Annotated in this window: 17 protein-coding genes and 1 other annotated feature; of the genes, 7 read left to right on the top strand and 10 right to left on the bottom strand. The window is 48.8% G+C overall.

All coding sequences use genetic code 11. The features are described from left to right. Positions 1-42: 42 nt before the first annotated feature. Positions 43-1,209 (top strand): UDP-glucose 6-dehydrogenase, encoded by a 1,167-nt coding sequence (ugd, locus tag IX31_RS12080; RefSeq protein WP_034458428.1) that lies wholly within the window; start codon positions 43-45, stop codon positions 1,207-1,209. A gap of 711 nt (positions 1,210-1,920) precedes the next feature. Continuing rightward, positions 1,921-2,901, top strand: a complete 981-nt coding sequence (wzzB, locus tag IX31_RS12075) for an LPS O-antigen chain length determinant protein WzzB (protein ID WP_034458426.1) — start codon at positions 1,921-1,923, stop codon at positions 2,899-2,901. Between the two features lie 54 nt (positions 2,902-2,955). Here wzzB and hisIE read toward each other — a convergent pair whose 3' ends face one another. The 9 genes from hisIE to hisL form a co-directional block, all read right to left on the bottom strand. Further along, complete coding sequence (gene hisIE, locus IX31_RS12070) at positions 2,956-3,567, bottom strand: bifunctional phosphoribosyl-AMP cyclohydrolase/phosphoribosyl-ATP diphosphatase HisIE (protein WP_034458424.1); 612 nt, start codon at positions 3,565-3,567, stop codon at positions 2,956-2,958. After that, positions 3,561-4,337 (bottom strand): imidazole glycerol phosphate synthase subunit HisF, encoded by a 777-nt coding sequence (gene hisF / locus IX31_RS12065; RefSeq protein ID WP_034458422.1) that lies wholly within the window; start codon positions 4,335-4,337, stop codon positions 3,561-3,563. The genes hisIE and hisF overlap by 7 nt, the downstream gene beginning before the upstream one ends. Beyond that, positions 4,319-5,056 carry a 1-(5-phosphoribosyl)-5-[(5-phosphoribosylamino)methylideneamino]imidazole-4-carboxamide isomerase gene (gene hisA / locus IX31_RS12060; RefSeq protein WP_034458421.1) on the bottom strand — a complete coding sequence of 246 codons (738 nt, stop codon included), beginning with the start codon at positions 5,054-5,056 and terminating at the stop codon, positions 4,319-4,321. Before hisA ends, hisF begins: the two co-directional genes overlap by 19 nt. Positions 5,057-5,061: 5 nt before the next feature. Then, the gene (hisH, locus tag IX31_RS12055; protein WP_034458420.1) at positions 5,062-5,652 is read right to left on the bottom strand and encodes an imidazole glycerol phosphate synthase subunit HisH; all 591 of its coding nucleotides are present in this window, start codon (positions 5,650-5,652) and stop codon (positions 5,062-5,064) included. Further along, on the bottom strand, positions 5,652-6,719 hold the full coding sequence (hisB, locus tag IX31_RS12050; protein ID WP_034458419.1) for a bifunctional histidinol-phosphatase/imidazoleglycerol-phosphate dehydratase HisB: 1,068 nt from the start codon (positions 6,717-6,719) through the stop codon (positions 5,652-5,654). Before hisB ends, hisH begins: the two co-directional genes overlap by 1 nt. Continuing rightward, the gene (hisC, locus tag IX31_RS12045; RefSeq protein WP_034458418.1) at positions 6,716-7,798 is read right to left on the bottom strand and encodes a histidinol-phosphate transaminase; all 1,083 of its coding nucleotides are present in this window, start codon (positions 7,796-7,798) and stop codon (positions 6,716-6,718) included. The genes hisB and hisC overlap by 4 nt, the downstream gene beginning before the upstream one ends. Next, positions 7,795-9,102 (bottom strand): histidinol dehydrogenase, encoded by a 1,308-nt coding sequence (hisD, locus tag IX31_RS12040; RefSeq protein WP_034458417.1) that lies wholly within the window; start codon positions 9,100-9,102, stop codon positions 7,795-7,797. Before hisD ends, hisC begins: the two co-directional genes overlap by 4 nt. A gap of 4 nt (positions 9,103-9,106) precedes the next feature. After that, a complete protein-coding gene (gene hisG / locus IX31_RS12035; RefSeq protein ID WP_034458416.1) occupies positions 9,107-10,006 on the bottom strand; it encodes an ATP phosphoribosyltransferase in 900 nt (299 codons plus the stop codon). Between the two features lie 35 nt (positions 10,007-10,041). Then, positions 10,042-10,164 (bottom strand) — a sequence feature (His leader region). Next, positions 10,140-10,190, bottom strand: a complete 51-nt coding sequence (hisL, locus tag IX31_RS23205) for a his operon leader peptide (RefSeq protein WP_193216250.1) — start codon at positions 10,188-10,190, stop codon at positions 10,140-10,142. Its footprint overlaps the feature before it by 25 nt. Before the next feature lie 197 nt (positions 10,191-10,387). Here hisL and IX31_RS12030 point away from each other — a divergent pair, with 197 nt between their 5' ends. The 5 genes from IX31_RS12030 (at position 10,388) to IX31_RS12015 (ending at position 15,176) form a co-directional block, all read left to right on the top strand. Next, positions 10,388-11,215, top strand: coding sequence for an SDR family oxidoreductase (locus IX31_RS12030; RefSeq protein ID WP_034458415.1), 828 nt, complete (start codon positions 10,388-10,390; stop codon positions 11,213-11,215). A 38-nt stretch (positions 11,216-11,253) separates the two neighbouring features. Beyond that, on the top strand, positions 11,254-12,168 hold the full coding sequence (locus tag IX31_RS12025; protein WP_034458413.1) for a LysR substrate-binding domain-containing protein: 915 nt from the start codon (positions 11,254-11,256) through the stop codon (positions 12,166-12,168). 138 nt (positions 12,169-12,306) lie between these two features. After that, entirely contained in the window at positions 12,307-13,605 is a 1,299-nt protein-coding gene (gabT, locus tag IX31_RS12020; protein WP_034458412.1) for a 4-aminobutyrate--2-oxoglutarate transaminase, read from the top strand. Between the two features lie 154 nt (positions 13,606-13,759). Beyond that, a complete protein-coding gene (yoeI, locus tag IX31_RS23790) occupies positions 13,760-13,822 on the top strand; it encodes a membrane protein YoeI (protein WP_122974037.1) in 63 nt (20 codons plus the stop codon). Next, positions 13,812-15,176, top strand: a complete 1,365-nt coding sequence (locus tag IX31_RS12015; protein WP_034460039.1) for an APC family permease — start codon at positions 13,812-13,814, stop codon at positions 15,174-15,176. Before yoeI ends, IX31_RS12015 begins: the two co-directional genes overlap by 11 nt. Positions 15,177-15,222: 46 nt before the next feature. On the opposite strand, the gene sbcB is transcribed toward IX31_RS12015, so the two are convergent. Then, positions 15,223-16,650: an exodeoxyribonuclease I gene (gene sbcB, locus IX31_RS12010; RefSeq protein ID WP_034458411.1), complete on the bottom strand. Its 1,428-nt coding sequence runs from the start codon at positions 16,648-16,650 to the stop codon at positions 15,223-15,225. Between the last annotated feature and the right edge of the window lie 231 nt (positions 16,651-16,881).

Below are 16,881 nucleotides of genomic sequence, written 5' to 3'. Positions count from 1 at the left end.
AGTTTGTAATTTCTAGAATTTCACAATAAAGAGTATGATTGGATGAAAATTGCAATTGCTGGAACAGGTTATGTTGGTTTATCAAATGGAATTCTTATAGCTCAACATCATGAAGTTGTGGCTTTGGATGTTGTCCAAGATAAAGTCGATATGATAAATAATAAAATTTCGCCTATTGTCGATAAGGAAATACAAGAATACCTCTCTGAGGTGGATCTTAATTTCCGTGCAACCACGGATAAACGTGATGCTTATCGCGATGCTGATTATGTTATTATCGCGACACCTACAGATTATGATCCAAAAACCAATTACTTCAACACATCAACAGTTGAGAGTGTAATTCGAGACGTTACTTCTTTAAACCCAAATGCGGTTATGATAATTAAATCTACAATTCCTGTTGGGTTTACTCAATCAATTAAAGAAAAACTAAGTATTGAAAATCTTATCTTCTCACCGGAATTTTTACGCGAAGGCAAAGCTCTTTATGACAATCTTTATCCGTCAAGAATTGTCATCGGCGAGCGTTCTGAACGAGCGGAACGTTTTGCATCTTTGTTGCAAGAAGGGGCTATCAAAAATGATATTCCTACACTCTTTACAGATTCAACTGAAGCTGAAGCGATTAAACTCTTTGCAAACACTTATCTTGCGATGCGTGTAGCTTACTTTAATGAATTAGATAGCTATGCGGAAAGCCTCAGTCTTGACTCACGTCAGATAATCGAAGGAGTTAGTCTTGATCCCCGAATTGGTGACCATTACAATAATCCTTCGTTTGGTTACGGAGGGTATTGTTTACCAAAGGATACTAAGCAATTATTAGCTAACTACCAGTCCGTTCCAAACAATCTAATATCGGCTATAGTTGATGCGAATCGCACTCGAAAAGATTTTATTGCCGACTCTATCTTGGCAAAACAGCCTAAAGTGGTTGGTATCTATCGATTAATAATGAAAAGCGGTTCCGATAATTTCAGAGCTTCATCTATTCAGGGCATAATGAAGCGCATCAAAGCTAAAGGTGTTGAAGTTATTATTTATGAGCCAGTAATGGCTGAAAATGAATTCTTCCATTCCCGTGTTCTGCAAGATCTAAATGATTTCAAAAATGAAGCTGATATCATTGTTTCTAACCGTATGGCTTCTGAATTGATTGATGTTGCTGAAAAAGTCTACACTCGGGATTTGTTTGGTAGCGACTAATTATTACTTTCTCCCCCGTTTAGCAAGATATAAGTGTGAATTGCTCTGCTGGCAGCGAGTGTATAAAGCACTGAACGGGGGCTTGCTCATTTACTTACTGTAGTAAGGTTGTGACGATTTAATCCTTCCTGGTAGTAGGTTTATTGTATTTTTCTTAATTCAATCAATCTATTGCATCTAGAACCACCTAAGTTTTTACCTAAAGCGAATGTTTCGAGTTAGCCTCTGAAGTTCTCACACTTCTTTATCCGGGTTCAGGTCCGCGACAAATCTTTTCAACTGCGAGTTTTGATCTTTAGGTTGTCGTAAGCGCCTGACTTCAGTCACGCTCGGGCTGAAAAATATATTCTTCTTACTGTAGTTTATGGTTTCCTATGAACTTATCCCCCAGGTGTTCACCCTCGTTTTCCCATAGAACCATCGCAAGTGGCGAAAGATAGACCCCATAAATATGAAAGTTAATAAGTCAGTTTCATAAATCTTGTACTAACCTTATCGGCAGAACTTTTTTAAGATGATCCTGCTAGTTTTTCTCACTCTGCTTGGTATAAAATTCATAAAACATAACGTAATTTAACATTTATTTAATATTTAAATGTTCTTTGTGATCACAAGAGGGTAAGGTACTTACGTTGTAGTCGTTCATCGTATAACCTTATGTTATGTTTTATTTGTGTTACTATTTTGTGAGTAGATTATTTTAGGGTAAATATGACTAAAGATAACAGTAATGTCGGACACCACGATAAATCAGATGAGTCAATTGATTTAATAGATGTTTTAATGCAGTTGTGGAAAGGGAAAACCACCATTATTGCTTGTGTTGTTGCGGCCATAGTACTTGCCGTTATCTATCTGTTTATCGCTAAAGAGAAATGGACCTCTACTGCGGTTATTACACAACCAGATGCTGCTCAAATTGCGACCTACAACAATGCGTTAAATGTTATTTATGGCAATGCTGCCCCTAATATTACCGATCTGCAAAATAGAGTTGTCGGTCGCTTGAGCGGCTCACTTTCTGCTTTATCAGAAATGCTAGATAACCAGGATGAGCCTGAAAAGCTCACAGTTGAACCTTCTGTTAAAGGCCAACAATTACCCCTGAAAGTTAGTTATGTCGATAACACACCTGAAGGAGCTAAAGCTAAAGTAGCTCAGTATATACAACGAGTTGATGAGCAAGTTGGTGAAGAGCTTGCCGCAGACCTTAAGGACAATATCAAGCTGCAAATTTCAACGCTTGAGGACTCTTTGCAAACTCAGCAAAAAGTAGCGCAAGAGCAAAAAGATTTGCGTATTAAGCAAATCAGCGAGGCGCTTAAATTTGCAACAGAAGCAAAGGTTTCGTCACCTCAGTTACAACAGACTTCTGATGTCACTCAAGACACAATGGTTCTATTAGGTAGTGAAGCATTGTCTTCGATGATTAAAAATGAGGCTACACGTCCGTTAGTGTTTTCATCTGCTTACTACCAGACTAAACAGAATTTACTAGATATTCAGAGTTTGAAAATTGACCCTAAGACAATACATTCTTATCGCTATGTAATGAAACCGACTCTGCCAATTCGTAGAGATAGTCCGAAGCGTGCTTTAACGTTGATATTAGCAACGCTATTAGGTGGGATGGTTGGTGCAGGTGTAGTGTTAGGCCGCAATGCTCTACGTAACTATAAGCCTAATGCCTAGATTCAAACGAGACAAAAAGGCCGCATCAGCGGCCTTTTTCACATCAACGCAACCCTACTTATGCCTTTCCCGCAAATTCTCAATCACTGCGCTTAAATCCAAATCCTGATCCTGCAGCAACACTAGCAAGTGATACACCAAATCCGATGCTTCATTTTTCAACTCGAAGCGGTCGTTAACCGTCGCAGCCAAAGCGGTTTCCACACCTTCTTCACCCACTTTTTGCGCAATACGCTTGGTTCCACTTGCATACAACTTCGCGGTATACGAACTCTCAGGATCAGCAGTTTTCCGTGACGCCAGTAGTTGCTCAAGTTGATACAGGAAATGCCAGTCGTGATGCGTTTCACCGAAGCAACTTGAAGTGCCTAAATGGCAGGTTGGGCCGATTGGGTTTGCCAGAACAAGAAGTGTGTCGTTATCGCAATCTGGTGCGATGCTCACTACATTCAGGAAATTCCCGGAGGTTTCGCCTTTGGTCCACAAACGCTGTTTAGTGCGTGAGAAGAAAGTGACTTTCCCACTATCGATGGTTTGTGCCAGAGCTTCAGGATTCATGTATCCCAGCATCAACACTTCACCAGATTTCGCGTGTTGAACGATGACCGGCATCAGGCCATCAGTTTTTTCCCAGTCCAGTTGAGCTTGTTGTTCTGTCGTTAGCACACTCTTATCTCCACACCTTGCTGAGCCAGGTACAGTTTCAGCTCACCAATATTAATAATTTGCTTATGGAACACTGAGGCCGCCAGTGCACCATCAACATCTGCATCTCGGAAGGCTTCAAGGAAGTGCTCCATGGTTCCTGCGCCACCTGAAGCAATCAGCGGAACGTGGCAAACTTCGCGCACTTTCTTCAGTTGCTCCAGGTCATAACCGTTGCGTACGCCATCCTGGTTCATCATATTCAGTACGATTTCCCCGGCCCCGCGTTTTTGCACTTCCTGAACCCAGGCTACCGTTTCCCATGTAGTCACACGTGTGCGGCTTTCATCGCCGGTATATTGATTGACGTGATACTTCCCGGTTTCCGCGTCAAACCAGGTATCAATGCCCACCACAATACACTGCACGCCAAAACGATCGGCCAGGCGAGTAATCAGGTCAGGGTCGGCAAGAGCAGGGGAGTTGATTGAAATCTTATCTGCTCCAAAAGAGAGAATTTGTGCGGCATCTTCAATCGACTTGATACCGCCTGCCACGCAGAACGGAATATCGATAACTTCCGCAACGCGTGATACCCAGCTTTTATCTACCACGCGCCCATCGCTTGATGCGGTGATATCGTAAAACACCAACTCATCTGCGCCTTCGGCTGCATAACGTTGTGCCAGCGGTACGATGTCGCCGATGATTTCATGGTTGCGGAACTGCACACCTTTTACGACTTGCCCGTCGCGCACGTCCAGGCAAGGGATTATCCGTTTTGCCAGCATGAGATCGCCTCCGTTACGTTGAATTTCCCTTCCAGTAATGCACGCCCGACAATCACGCCTTGCACGCCTGTGCCGCGTAAAGCTGCTATATCATGGATATCGCCAATGCCACCGGAGGACTGGAAAGCAACCTGTGGGAAACGCGCGCAAACTTCTTTATACAACGACACGTTCGAACCTGCCAGTGTGCCATCGCGAGAGATATCAGTGCACAGCACGTGCTTTAGCCCAACAGGCAGAAAAGTTTCCACCAGTTCTTCAAGCGTTACGCCTGAGTTCTCTTGCCAGCCGCTCACGGCGACGTGTTTATTGCCTTGTTCGTCGATGCGCACATCGAGGGCTAATACCAGTGCATCTGCGCCGAAACGGGTAAACCAGCCTTTGACGACTTCCGGTGATTTCACAGCCGTTGAGCCAACCACCACGCGCGCTACACCCGCTTCAAGCAGGGCGGCAACGTCTTCTTCAGTGCGCACGCCGCCGCCAACTTGCACCGGCACATTAACTCCAGCAACCAGCTTTTTAATCAGTGGGATCTGGCGTCTGGCGGGATCTTTTGCGCCAGTCAAATCCACCAGGTGCAACACTTGTGCGCCTTGTGCTTCATATTCTTGCAGACGCGGTAACGGGTCGTTGCCGTAATCGCGTTGCTGACCGTAATCCCCCTGATGGAGGCGCACCACTGTGCCGTCAATTAAATCGAGAGCAGGAATAATCATGGTGCTCACATCTCCAGGAAGTTTTTCAGTAATTTTGCGCCAGCAGCACCCGAGCGCTCCGGGTGGAACTGCACGCCAAAGAAATTATCTTTTTGCACCGCAGCGGTGAATGCCTCGCCGTAACTGGCCTGCGCTATGGTGTTTGCGCAAACCGGCATCGCGTAGCTATGTACAAAATAGAAATAATCGCCGTCATCGATGCCGCGGAACAGGCGGTCGCCCGCTTTCGGGTAGACACGGTTCCAACCCATATGCGGCAAAGGCAAGCCATGGTCGACCATTTTCAACACGGGATATTCGATAACGCCGAGCATTTCCACGCCGTTGCTTTCGTCGCTACGAGTGGCCAGCAGTTGCATACCAAGGCAAATGCCAAGTACCGGCTGCGTGCAGGCTTTTATCAGCTCGATAAGATCACGCTCACGGATCTGATCCATTGCCGCCTGCGCGGTTCCCACGCCGGGTAAAAACAGCTTATCGGCGCGCAGCACGACATCAGGATCGCGGCTAACCAGTGGCTCATAGCCATGGCGCTGGATTGCCGACTTCACCGAGTGCAGATTGGCGCATCCCGTGTCCAGAATCACCACGTTCATTACAACACTCCTTTTGAGGAGGGCAGCGTGTCGCCTTCGACTTTGATTGCCTGGCGCAGCGTGCGGCCAAAGACTTTAAACAGGCTTTCGACACGGTGATGGTCGTTTTTGCCTTTGGTTTTCAGGTGCAGCGTCACGCCCATGGTGTATGACAGTGAGCGGAAGAAATGTTCAACCATTTCAGTGCTTAAATCGCCGACACGTTGGAAGTTGTACTCAGCTTTATATTCAAGGTGAGGGCGGCCAGAAATATCCAGCGCGCAGCGCGCCAGGCATTCGTCCATCGGTAACGTGAAGCCGAAGCGCGTAATCCCACGTTTGTCGCCCAATGCGATTTTCAGCGCTTCGCCCAGTGCAAGGCCGGTGTCTTCTACGGTGTGGTGATCATCAATGTAAAGATCACCTTTCACGCTGATATCCATTCGAAAACCGCCGTGGGTAGCAATCTGATCCAGCATGTGGTCAAAGAAACCGACGCCAGTGTTAATTTTGCTGCCGCCTTCACGGTCGAGCCAAACTTGCACGTCGATTTGTGTCTCTTTGGTGGCACGTTCAACATGAGCGTAGCGGTCACGCTTCGTCAGCTTTTCGCTGATCATCGGCCAGTTCAGCGTTTCGCCATGGTAGCGTAAACCCTGAATGCCCATATTTTCAGCCAGCTCAATATCTGTCGCGCGGTCGCCAATCACATAGCTGTTTGGCTTATCCAGCACGCCTTCTTCCAGATAACCATTCACCATCGCAATTTTTGGCTTACGGCATTCACAGTTGTCAGTTGGCAAATGTGGACAAATCAGCACGTCGTCAAAGTTCACGCCCTGCGAGGAAAATACTTGCATCATCAGGTTGTGCGGGCCGTCGAAATCCGCCTGCGGGAAGCTCTCGGTATCTAAACCGTCCTGATTGGTGATCATCACCAGTTTGTAGCCTGCTTTTTGCAATTGCAGCAGAGCAGGGATCACCGCTGGTTCAAAGGCCAGTTTGTCCATGCGATCCACCTGGTAATCTGAAGGTGGCTCGGAAATTAAAGTGCCATCACGGTCGATAAAAAGAATTTTCTGGCTCACACGCCCTCCGTGGCCGTCAGGCCTGGTTGTTCACGCAGCGCTGCAATGGTGCGCTCGCACTCTAAACGGGTACCGACGGTAATTCGCAGGCAACCGCTTAACGATGGTTGTTTATTTTGGTCACGTAGGATAATGCCTTGATCCCACAAAGATTTAAATACTGCACTTGAAGCTGTGATCCGGGCCAGAACATAGTTGGTTTCAGAATCGAAAACGTGCTCTACGCAATCCACGTCCTGAAGTGCTGTTACCAGGTACTGACGATTCACCAGGACTTCCGCCACGCGCTCACGCATCGCATTAATTCCTTGCGGGCTTAACGCCTGAGCAGCAATATCCGCAACCGGGGTGGAGAGCGGATAAGGGGCGATAACCTTCATCAGCAAATTAATCACTTCTTCATTTGCCAGCGTGAAGCCACAGCGTAGGCCTGCCAGAGCAAAGGCTTTGGAAAGCGTGCGCAGCACCACAAGATGTGGATACTCATTCAACCAGCCTGCCAGCGTTGCCTGTGGGCAAAACTCAATATAGGCTTCGTCTGCAACCACCAACGCTTTACCGCGCGCCATTTCCAGCAACACGCGAAGGTCCTGTGGATTAATCAACTGGCCGGTTGGGTTGTTCGGGCTGCAAACATAAATCACTTTTACCCCAGCAAGATTTTCCGCAATACCCGGCAGATCAAGTTGCCAGTCGGCAAGGGTCGGCACTGTGCGGCCTTCAACGCCGAAAGCTTCGCTGCTCACGCTGTACATACCGTAAGTCGGTGGGCAGTAGAGAACCGCATCTTTACCCGGCTCGCAGAACGCGCGGATTAACAGTTCAATACCTTCGTCTGCGCCACGGCTGACCAGCACTTGTTCAGGTTTCACGCCTGCGTATTCGGCATAACGTTCGATGACCAGTTTTGGCTGACATTCCGGGTAACGGTTTAGCGTCTGCTGAGTCAATTGATACTCAACAGCGGTTGGATATTCGTTTGCGTTCAGCCACACATCACCATTGCCGCCCAGACGGCGAGCCGACTGGTAAGGGGTCAGGGCGCGGACATTATCGCGGGCTAACTCTTCAATGCTCATGCTTGCTCCTTCAGTGCTGCAACACGTAGGGTAACGGCGTTTTTGTGGGCGTCCAGCAGCTCGGCGGCGGCCAGTGTTTCAATGGTCTTAGCCAGGCTTGCGAAGCCTTGTGGCGACAGTTCCTGAACGGTCATTCGTTTCTGGAAATCAGCTAGGCCGAGGCTCGAACAGGTCGAGGTATAACCGTAAGTCGGCAGCACGTGATTAGTGCCTGAGGCGTAGTCGCCTGCTGATTCTGGTGACCAGTCACCCAGGAACACCGAACCGGCACTGGTTATACTATCGACCAGGTCACGCGCGTTACGCGTCTGAATAATCAGGTGTTCCGGGCCATACTGGTTGGAAATTTCAATGCATTGCTCGAGGTCACGAGCAACAATCAGGCGGCTGCTTTCCAGCGCTTTGCGAGCGGTTTCTGCTCGCGGCAGTGCGGCTAACTGGCGTTCAACGGCTTCGGCAACGGCTTGCGCCATACCAGCATCCGGCGTTAACAGAATCACTTGTGAATCAGGGCCGTGCTCGGCCTGGGAAAGCAGGTCGGATGCCACAAAGTCAGGTGTTGCCCCACTGTCTGCAATCACCAGCACTTCTGAAGGGCCAGCAGGCATGTCGATTGCTGCACCATCGAGGCGTTGGCTGACCTGGCGTTTGGCTTCGGTGACAAACGCGTTGCCAGGCCCGAAGATTTTATCCACTTTCGGGATGCTTTCGGTACCAAGTGCGAGTGCGGCAATCGCCTGTGCGCCACCGACCTGGAATACTTCTTGTACGCCGCACAGTTGCGCAGCATAGAGAATTTCATCGGCAATCGGTGGTGGTGAGCACAGCACGACTTTTTTACAGCCTGCAATACGGGCTGGAGTGGCAAGCATCAATACGGTTGAAAATAGGGGGGCGGAACCACCGGGAATATAAAGGCCGACGGAGGCAACCGGGCGAGTTACCTGCTGGCAGCGCACGCCGGGCATGGTTTCGATATCAACAGTGGATAGTTGCTGAGCAATGTGGAATTTTTCGATATTCGCAACAGCGACCGCCATCGCGTCTTTTATCTCCGAACCCAGACGAGCAACGGCATCGTTAATTTCCTGCTCACTGACTTTCAACTGTTGCACATTGGTTTTATCAAACTTTGCACTGTATTCACGCAATGCAGCATCACCGTTAGCTTTTACATTATTAAGAATGTCAGCCACCGTGCGGGTAATGCTTTCTGATGCGGAAATGGCAGGGCGGGTCAGCAACGCCTTCTGTGCCTCTGCATCGCAATCATTCCAGTTAATCAATGTATTGAAGTTTGCCATGGTGTTACTCCATCATCTTCTCAATTGGTAACACCAGAATCGAACTGGCACCCAGCGCTTTTAGTTTTTCCATGGTTTCCCAGAACAGTGTTTCGCTGCTCACCATGTGCATCGCCACACGCTGTTGATCGCCTGCCAGTGGCAGAATGGTTGGGCGTTCAGCGCCAGGCAGCAGAGAAATAATTTCGTCCAGGCGCTCGCTTGGTGCATGCAGCATGATGTATTTGGACTCACGCGCCTGAATCACACCCTGGATGCGGGTCATCAGTTTGTCGATGAGTTGCTGTTTTGCTTCCGGCATTTCACCGTCGCGTTGAATCAGGCAGGCTTTGGAGCGGTAGATCACTTCTACTTCACGCAGGCCGTTAGCTTCAAGTGTTGCACCAGTGGAAACCAGGTCGCAGATTGCATCAGCCAGGCCCGCACGCGGAGCTACTTCAACAGAACCGTTTAATAAGCAGGATTTAAACTGCACGCCTTTACTATCAAGATAGCGCTTGAGGATGTGGGGATAAGAAGTTGCAATGCGCTTATTGTTAAGGCTTGCCGGGCCATCCCATGGTTCATCAACGTTAATCGCCAGTGAAAAACGGCAACCGCCGAAATCCAGGCGACGCAGCGTGAAGTAACGCGGGTCTTCGCCCTGAGCGCGACGGTTCAGCAACTCTTCTTCCAGCACGTTTTCGCCGATAATGCCCAGATCCACCACGCCATCCATAATCAGGCCTGGGATATCGTCATCACGAACACGCAAAATGTCGATTGGCATATTTTCTGCCAGCGCAATCAGGCGCTGTGTGTGCAGGTTGATTTTTATGCCACAGCGAGCGAGCAATTCGCGTGAGTCATCGCTTAAACGGCCTGATTTTTGAATAGCTATGCGTAAACGTGTGTTGTCTAACATGAGTAATCCCTCTAATAAATTCTTGTCTGACGTCCAAAAAAAAGCCCCCGGAAGAAATCTTCCGGGGGCTTATTGACTCGTTCATGCACCACTGGAAGATTTTTCTGTCTCCCAGCACACATCGCCTGAAAGACTAGTCAGGATGATGGTGATGATGGTGGGTAGTAGTTTGAACGCGTGTCATAAAATTCTCGTATGAATGTTTATTCATGATGTGCTTTTAACGTAAACCATATTCAGTCTGTTGTGCAAGGGCTTTTTACCCACTCAATTAATATTCTGTTTAGCACCATTGATTGTCAGTTGTCGCAACGTGGCGTAGCCTTAATAGAGGGTTAAAAAGCACAGCAGAGCGATATGCTGCATTCCTGGAGAGAAGGCATGAAAAAGGTTGCGATTGTCGGGTTAGGGTGGCTTGGAATGCCACTGGCGATGTCTTTATCAGCGCGAGGCTGGCAAGTCACAGGGAGTAAAACGACCCTCGATGGTGTTGACGCCGCGCGAATGAGTGGGATAGACAGTTATCAACTGCAACTCACACCTGAACTGGTTTGCGATAGCGATGATCTTGATGCGCTGCTCGACGTGGATGCTTTGGTGATAACACTGCCCGCTCGCCGTACTGGCGAAGGCGATGATTTTTACCTGCAAGCGGTACAAGAAATTGTCGATAGCGCACTGGCGCACAATATTCCGCGTATCATTTTTACCAGCTCAACCTCTGTGTATGGTGAAGCAGAAGGCAGCGTTAAAGAAACCTCGCCGCTTGAGCCAGTTACCGCTAGCGGGCGAGTACTGAAAGAGCTGGAAACCTGGCTGCATGACTTGCCAGGCACCTCTGTCGATATTCTGCGCCTTGCGGGTTTGGTTGGGCCGGAGCGCCATCCTGGGCGTTTTCTGGCAGGGAAAACTGATGTGGCTAACGGTGCTCATGGGGTCAACCTGGTGCACCTTGAAGATGTTATTTCAGCAATTACTCTGTTGCTACAGGCTCCGAAAGGCGGGCACATCTATAATTTATGTGCGCCAGCTCACCCAACGCGTGCCGAGTTTTATTCTTTGATGGCACGACAGATGAATTTAGACGCACCCGTTTTTCGAACTGAAACGCAAAATGGCCACGGTAAGCTGGTGGATGGCAACCGTATTTGCAACGAACTTGGGTTTGAATATCAGTATCCAAACCCGCTGGTAATGCCCATGCAGTAACCGCTGTGGGGTGTTGCTCGTGACTGCCGGGAACGAGTATGAAACCACTGCTGGATGTGCTGATAATTCTTGATACCCTCGATAAAGAAGGGAGCTTTGCTGCGGCGGCAACAAAGCTCTTTAAAACACCTTCCGCACTCAGTTACACCGTTCAAAAACTCGAAAACGATCTCAATATTCAGATTCTCGACCGCTCAGGCCACCGTGCGCGTTTCACGCGAACCGGGCAACTTTTACTGGAAAAAGGGCGTGAGGTTCTGCATACCGTGCGAGAACTGGAACAACAGGCCATTAAGCTTCACCAGGGATGGGAAAACGAACTGGTGATTGGCGTTGATGACTCTTTTCCATTCTCCCTACTGACGCCACTCATTGAAGCTTTCTACAAAAGTTATAGCGTGACGCGACTGAAATTCATCAACGGTGTATTGGGAGGCTCGTGGGAAGCGCTGACTGAAGGTCGGGCCGATATTATTGTGGGGGCGATGAGCGACCCACCATCGTTGAGTGGTTTTGGTTTTACGCTCCTTGGCCAACTTGAAAGTATCTTTGTTGTTGCACCTCATCACCCACTTGCTGAAGCAGAAGAGCCGCTCACTCGCCGGATTATCAAACGCAGCCGTGCTGTGGTAGTTGGCGACACATCGCGTCTTGAGCCATCACGTTCGATGCATTTGCTCGAAGAACAGGACGCGATCACTGTTTTTGATTTCAAAACTAAACTCGAGCTGCAGATTAGCGGCATTGGTTGCGGTTATGTCCCCCGTTACATGGCGCAGCGTTTTATCGAAAGTGGCGTGCTGGTGGAAAAGCAGGTTGTCTCCCATGTGCCTTTTGTTCCAGTGTGGATTGGCTGGAATGAACAGACTGCCGGGCTTGCCAGCGAATGGTGGAGAGAGCAAATCGTCACCAGCCCCGAAATTGCCGTCGTTTACGGAACGGCGCAAAAATAATGCTTTTGGGTGAGTGGCAGAGCGCCTGGCTCACATCTATTGTTTAAAGTGGATCGTTATTTCTTCTGAATATGTCTTCGCGTTTAAATTTTCTTCTCTGCGTTGTTTTGCGGAGTTTTTTGTACGCAAGGAGTTTTTATGAAGCAAACCAATCAGCAATGGCAGTCACGGCGTGAACAGGCGGTTCCTCATGGAGTCGGTAATGCAATGCCGGTATACATCGAAAAAGCTAAAAATGCCGAATTGTGGGATGTTGAAGGCAAACGCTATATTGATTTTGCCTCTGGTATTGCGGTGCTTAATACCGGGCATAACCACCCCGCAGTCATTGATGCGGTGCGTCAACAGCTTGAAAAATTCACCCATCCTTGTTTCCAGGTGACGCCTTACGGCAATTATATTGAGCTTGCAGAACGGCTGAATAAACTGGTGCCAATAAGCAAGCCTTGCCAGACACTGTTTCTCACAACAGGCGCTGAGGCGGTTGAAAATGCCATTAAAGTGGCGCGTATTGCGACGGGGCGTTCGGCCATCATCGCATTTCGTGGGGCCTTCCACGGCCGGACATTACTCGGCATGGCCTTAACGGGTAAAGTGCAGCCGTATAAAAAAGGCTATGGCCCGTTCCCGGCAGGCATTTATCACGCACCTTATCCGGCGGCCTATCTTGGTGTGAGTGATACTCAGGCGCTGGCGTCACTGGCGGGTATTTTTGCTGCTGATGTTTCGCCGGATGAAGTCGCCGCCATCATTATTGAGCCGGTGCAAGGTGAGGGCGGTTTCTATGCCGCATCGCCTTCCTTCATGAAACAACTGCGGGCGTTGTGCGATAAACACGGCATCGTTCTGATTGCAGATGAAATACAAAGTGGTTTCTGCCGCACAGGTAAAACCTTCGCGATTGAACACAGTGATGTGGAGCCGGATCTCATCACCATGGCAAAAAGCCTGGCAGGTGGCTTCCCACTTTCAGCGCTGGTTGGCAAAAAATCTCTGTTCGATAAAGCGATGCCTGGCGGTCTTGGTGGCACCTATGCCGGCTCGCCTGTAGCGATTGCTGCGGCACTGGCGGTTACTGATGTCATTGAGCAAGAAAATCTCAATCAAAAGGCGCAGGAAATTGGTGAGCTAATCACTCATCGTTTACAGCAAATGAGCGAGCAATTTAACTGCATCGGTGATGTGCGCGGCTATGGTGCCATGATTGCAATGGAGCTTGTGGAAGAACGCGATAGCCACCGCCCAAATAAAGAGTTAACACAGGAACTTGTGAAAGAAGCCGGCAAAAAAGGTTTGGTGTTGCTGTCATGTGGAGTGAGAGCGAATGTTATTCGTTTTCTCGTCCCGTTAACTGCTGAAAAAGAAATTGTTAATGAAGGCCTCAATATCTTGTCATCCTGCCTCGAATTGGTGCAAAATACGCGCCTCACTAAATGAGAACAAAAAACCGACGTTAAACGCGTCGGTTATTTTTTTGCATTGAGTTCAAGTAGTCAAACAGGCATCCGCCAAAAAAACCAAGAGGCCGGGCTTCGTACCGGATAGATACTAGCTTTTAAAAAACGACAGTCGTGTCGCCGAGGAAATTAAGATGGGGCAGCTTTTTGCTTTTGCGCAGGTATTCGCCGTTTGGGAGAATGACCATGTCGCTTAACGTCACCGCAGGTGCAAAATCTCGTGTTGAACTCCGTAAGAGCCTGACGCTCATTCCGGTTGTTATGATGGGCCTTGCTTATATGCAGCCTATGACCTTGTTCGATACATTTGGGATTGTATCTGGCCTTACCGACGGACATGTCGCTACGGCTTACGCGTTTGCCCTTGTGGCAATTTTGTTCACCGCGTTAAGTTATGGAAAGCTAGTACGCCGCTTCCCATCAGCGGGTTCCGCCTATACCTACGCTCAAAAAGCAATCCACCCAGTGGTTGGCTTTATGGTGGGTTGGTCTGCCTTGCTTGATTATCTGTTTATGCCGATGATCAACATCCTGCTGGCAAAAATCTATTTTGAAGCCCTGGTGCCGTCTATCCCGTCGTGGATTTTCGTAGTGCTGCTGGTTGGCTTTATGACTATCTCCAACCTGCGCGGCATCAAAACCGTGGCTAACTTCAACAGCCTTATCGTTGTGCTGCAAATGGTCGTCATGGTGGTTATCACCGGTCTGGTCATTTATGGTGTGGCAAATGGCGAAGGTGCGGGCACATTAACCAGTACTCGTCCGTTCTGGTCGGAACACGCGAACGTGGTGCCGATGATTACGGGTGCGACCATACTGTGCTTCTCGTTCCTTGGCTTTGACGGCATTAGTTCGCTGTCTGAAGAAACCAAAGATGCTGGCCGTGTTATCCCGAAAGCGATTTTCCTGACTGCTTTAATTGGCGGCGTGATCTTCGTTGTGGTGTCTTACTTCCTGCAACTGTACTTCCCGGACATCTCTCGCTTTAAGGATCCGGACGCATCGCAGCCAGAAATCATGCTCTTCGTGGCAGGCAAAGCCTTCCAGTTTGGCATCCTGATTTTCTCCTGCGTAACTGTTCTGGCATCTGGTATGGCGGCACATGCTGGCGTTTCTCGCCTGATGTACGTAATGGGTCGTGACGGTGTGTTCCCGGAGCGTTTCTTCGGTTACATTCATCCGAAATGGCGTACCCCGGCACTGAACGTTGTATTGGTTGGTATCATTGCTCTGTTCGCCGTGAAGTTTGACCTGGTGACGGCAACTGCGCTGATTAACTTCGGTGCGCTGGTGGCGTTTACCTTCGTTAACCTGTCAGTGATTTCCCAGTTCTGGATTCGCGAAGGGCGCAATAAGTCCATCAAAGATCACATCAACTATCTGGTGCTGCCAATTTGTGGTGCGCTGACAGTCGGTGCGTTGTGGATTAACCTGGAAGAAAGCTCGATGATTTTGGGTCTGATTTGGGCGGCCATTGGCCTGACTTATCTGGCCTTCGTGACTCGCCGCTTCCGTAACCCGGTTCCGCAATTCAACGAAGATTTAGCGTAAAAGCGCAATAGCAAAAAGGCCGCGAAAGCGGCCTTTTTGCTATCTGTTACCCTACCAAAAACTGCGCGTATTCAAACAATTCCTTAAGCAACGCCGTCTTTTCCTTGTCCCCTTCATGCAGGTTATACAGCGCCTCCAGTTCTTGCGCGTAGGCTTGCAGCGCTTCCTGAGACAACACATCACGGCGGTGTTCTAACCAACGCTGTTGTTCTGCTTCATCCAGAGTTCCTGGGAAATTACGAGCGCGATAGTTAAACAACAGTTTTTCAATGCGCTTATCTGCAAAAGTAATATCCAGAGCAGGCAGGTTTTGCGGGTCGGTTTGCAGCACAATCCGCATTGCAGCGCGGTCAGCATCGCTGAAAAAACCGTTATAAAGCTGCGCATCAACGTTATCAGATGGCACAAAAGGTTCGGCCTCGGCAAAAATCGCCACGGCTTTTTCACGCACCACAGGGTGCTCGCGCAGTAACTTCAGGTTATCCAGGCAATGCTTACGATCGATTCCTAAACGTTCGACATCTTCGGGGCGCAACGTATTTGCCACCGCTAACACCGGGCATTTATTCAGATGAACCAGTTTGATTGGCACGGCTGCGGCATCACCCAGTGACGCCTTCGGCGTGTATAAACGTTCGCGTAATGTATCGGCATCCAGCTCCAGCAACGGCGAAATATCCCCAGCCAGATCGACCATAATCACCGCATTTTTGTTATCCGGGTGCCAGGCCAGCGGGGCAATCCAGCTGGTGTTGCCACGCCATGCGCCGAACATTCCGGAAACATGCACCAGCGGTTTCATCTGCGGGATATCAATCAGTGTGGTGAGTTTGTGCTTCGAACGATGGCTATAAAGGTATTCAAACAGGCGCGGTTGGCGAGTTTTGACCAGTTGAGCCATTGCAATTGTGGCATAAACATCAGACATCGCATCGTGCGCATTGGCATGTTCAATGCCATTGGCCTTTGTCAGATGTTCGAGACGGAAGCTTGGCAACCCCTCTTCATTTTCAGGCCAGACAATTCCTTCAGGGCGCAGCGCATAACAGGCGCGCATGACATCGAGCAAATCCCAGCGTGAATTATCGTTCTGCCAGCTCCAGCCGTACGGGTCGTAAAAGTTACGGTAAAAAATATTGCGCGTTACTTCGTCATCGAAGCGCACGTTGTTGTAGCCCACTACGCAGGTTTTCGGCACAGTAAAAATACTATGAATACGTTTTGCAAAATCCGCTTCATTCACGCCATGCGCCAATGCGTGTTGTGGCGTAATGCCTGTAATCATCACCGCTTCTGGCTGGGGTAGGTAGTCATCAGCGGGTTTGCAATAGAAAACTTCTGGCTCACCGATAACATTGAATTGGTCATCGGTACGTATCGCTGCAAATTGCGCCGGTCGGTCAAGAGAAGGACTCTTACCGAAAGTTTCATAATCATGAAAGAGGAAGGTCGGTTGCTGCGTTGATTTTTCCACGGCTCATTTCCGCCCTTGAGTGTTGTTTAACATACTGTTATTAAACTGAAATCCCACTAAAACTCTCTCCATGTTTCCATCTTGATTATCAGGTGCTGCATAAGTGCATGGTAAACCATTAATAAGCCTCCTGCATCACCATGAAAAGCACTCAAGCTATCCATCCCATTCTTTCTGTTCATAACTTTTTGCAATTTAATTGCGAAAAAAGTCGAAAACTCCAGTAAAAGA

The organism is Buttiauxella noackiae (assembly GCF_000737905.1).
Lineage (GTDB): Bacteria > Pseudomonadota > Gammaproteobacteria > Enterobacterales > Enterobacteriaceae > Buttiauxella > Buttiauxella noackiae.
The sequence above is the reverse complement of the archived record's forward strand: the minus strand, read 5'-3'. Positions and strand labels throughout refer to the sequence as shown.

Bases quoted from the DNA above. Each gene is read 5' to 3' on its own strand.
- hisH (WP_034458420.1), bottom strand. From the start codon at position 5,652: ATGAACGTGGTGATTCTGGACACGGGATGCGCCAATCTGCACTCGGTG.
- hisA (WP_034458421.1), bottom strand. From the start codon at position 5,056: ATGATTATTCCTGCTCTCGATTTAATTGACGGCACAGTGGTGCGCCTC.
- hisF (WP_034458422.1), bottom strand. From the start codon at position 4,337: ATGCTGGCAAAACGGATAATCCCTTGCCTGGACGTGCGCGACGGGCAA.
- ugd (WP_034458428.1), top strand. From the start codon at position 43: ATGAAAATTGCAATTGCTGGAACAGGTTATGTTGGTTTATCAAATGGA.
- hisD (WP_034458417.1), bottom strand. From the start codon at position 9,102: ATGGCAAACTTCAATACATTGATTAACTGGAATGATTGCGATGCAGAG.
- wzzB (WP_034458426.1), top strand. From the start codon at position 1,921: ATGACTAAAGATAACAGTAATGTCGGACACCACGATAAATCAGATGAG.
- gabT (WP_034458412.1), top strand. From the start codon at position 12,307: ATGAAGCAAACCAATCAGCAATGGCAGTCACGGCGTGAACAGGCGGTT.
- IX31_RS12025 (WP_034458413.1), top strand. From the start codon at position 11,254: ATGAAACCACTGCTGGATGTGCTGATAATTCTTGATACCCTCGATAAA.
- IX31_RS12015 (WP_034460039.1), top strand. From the start codon at position 13,812: ATGTCGCTTAACGTCACCGCAGGTGCAAAATCTCGTGTTGAACTCCGT.
- hisG (WP_034458416.1), bottom strand. From the start codon at position 10,006: ATGTTAGACAACACACGTTTACGCATAGCTATTCAAAAATCAGGCCGT.
- hisC (WP_034458418.1), bottom strand. From the start codon at position 7,798: ATGAGCATTGAAGAGTTAGCCCGCGATAATGTCCGCGCCCTGACCCCT.
- IX31_RS12030 (WP_034458415.1), top strand. From the start codon at position 10,388: ATGAAAAAGGTTGCGATTGTCGGGTTAGGGTGGCTTGGAATGCCACTG.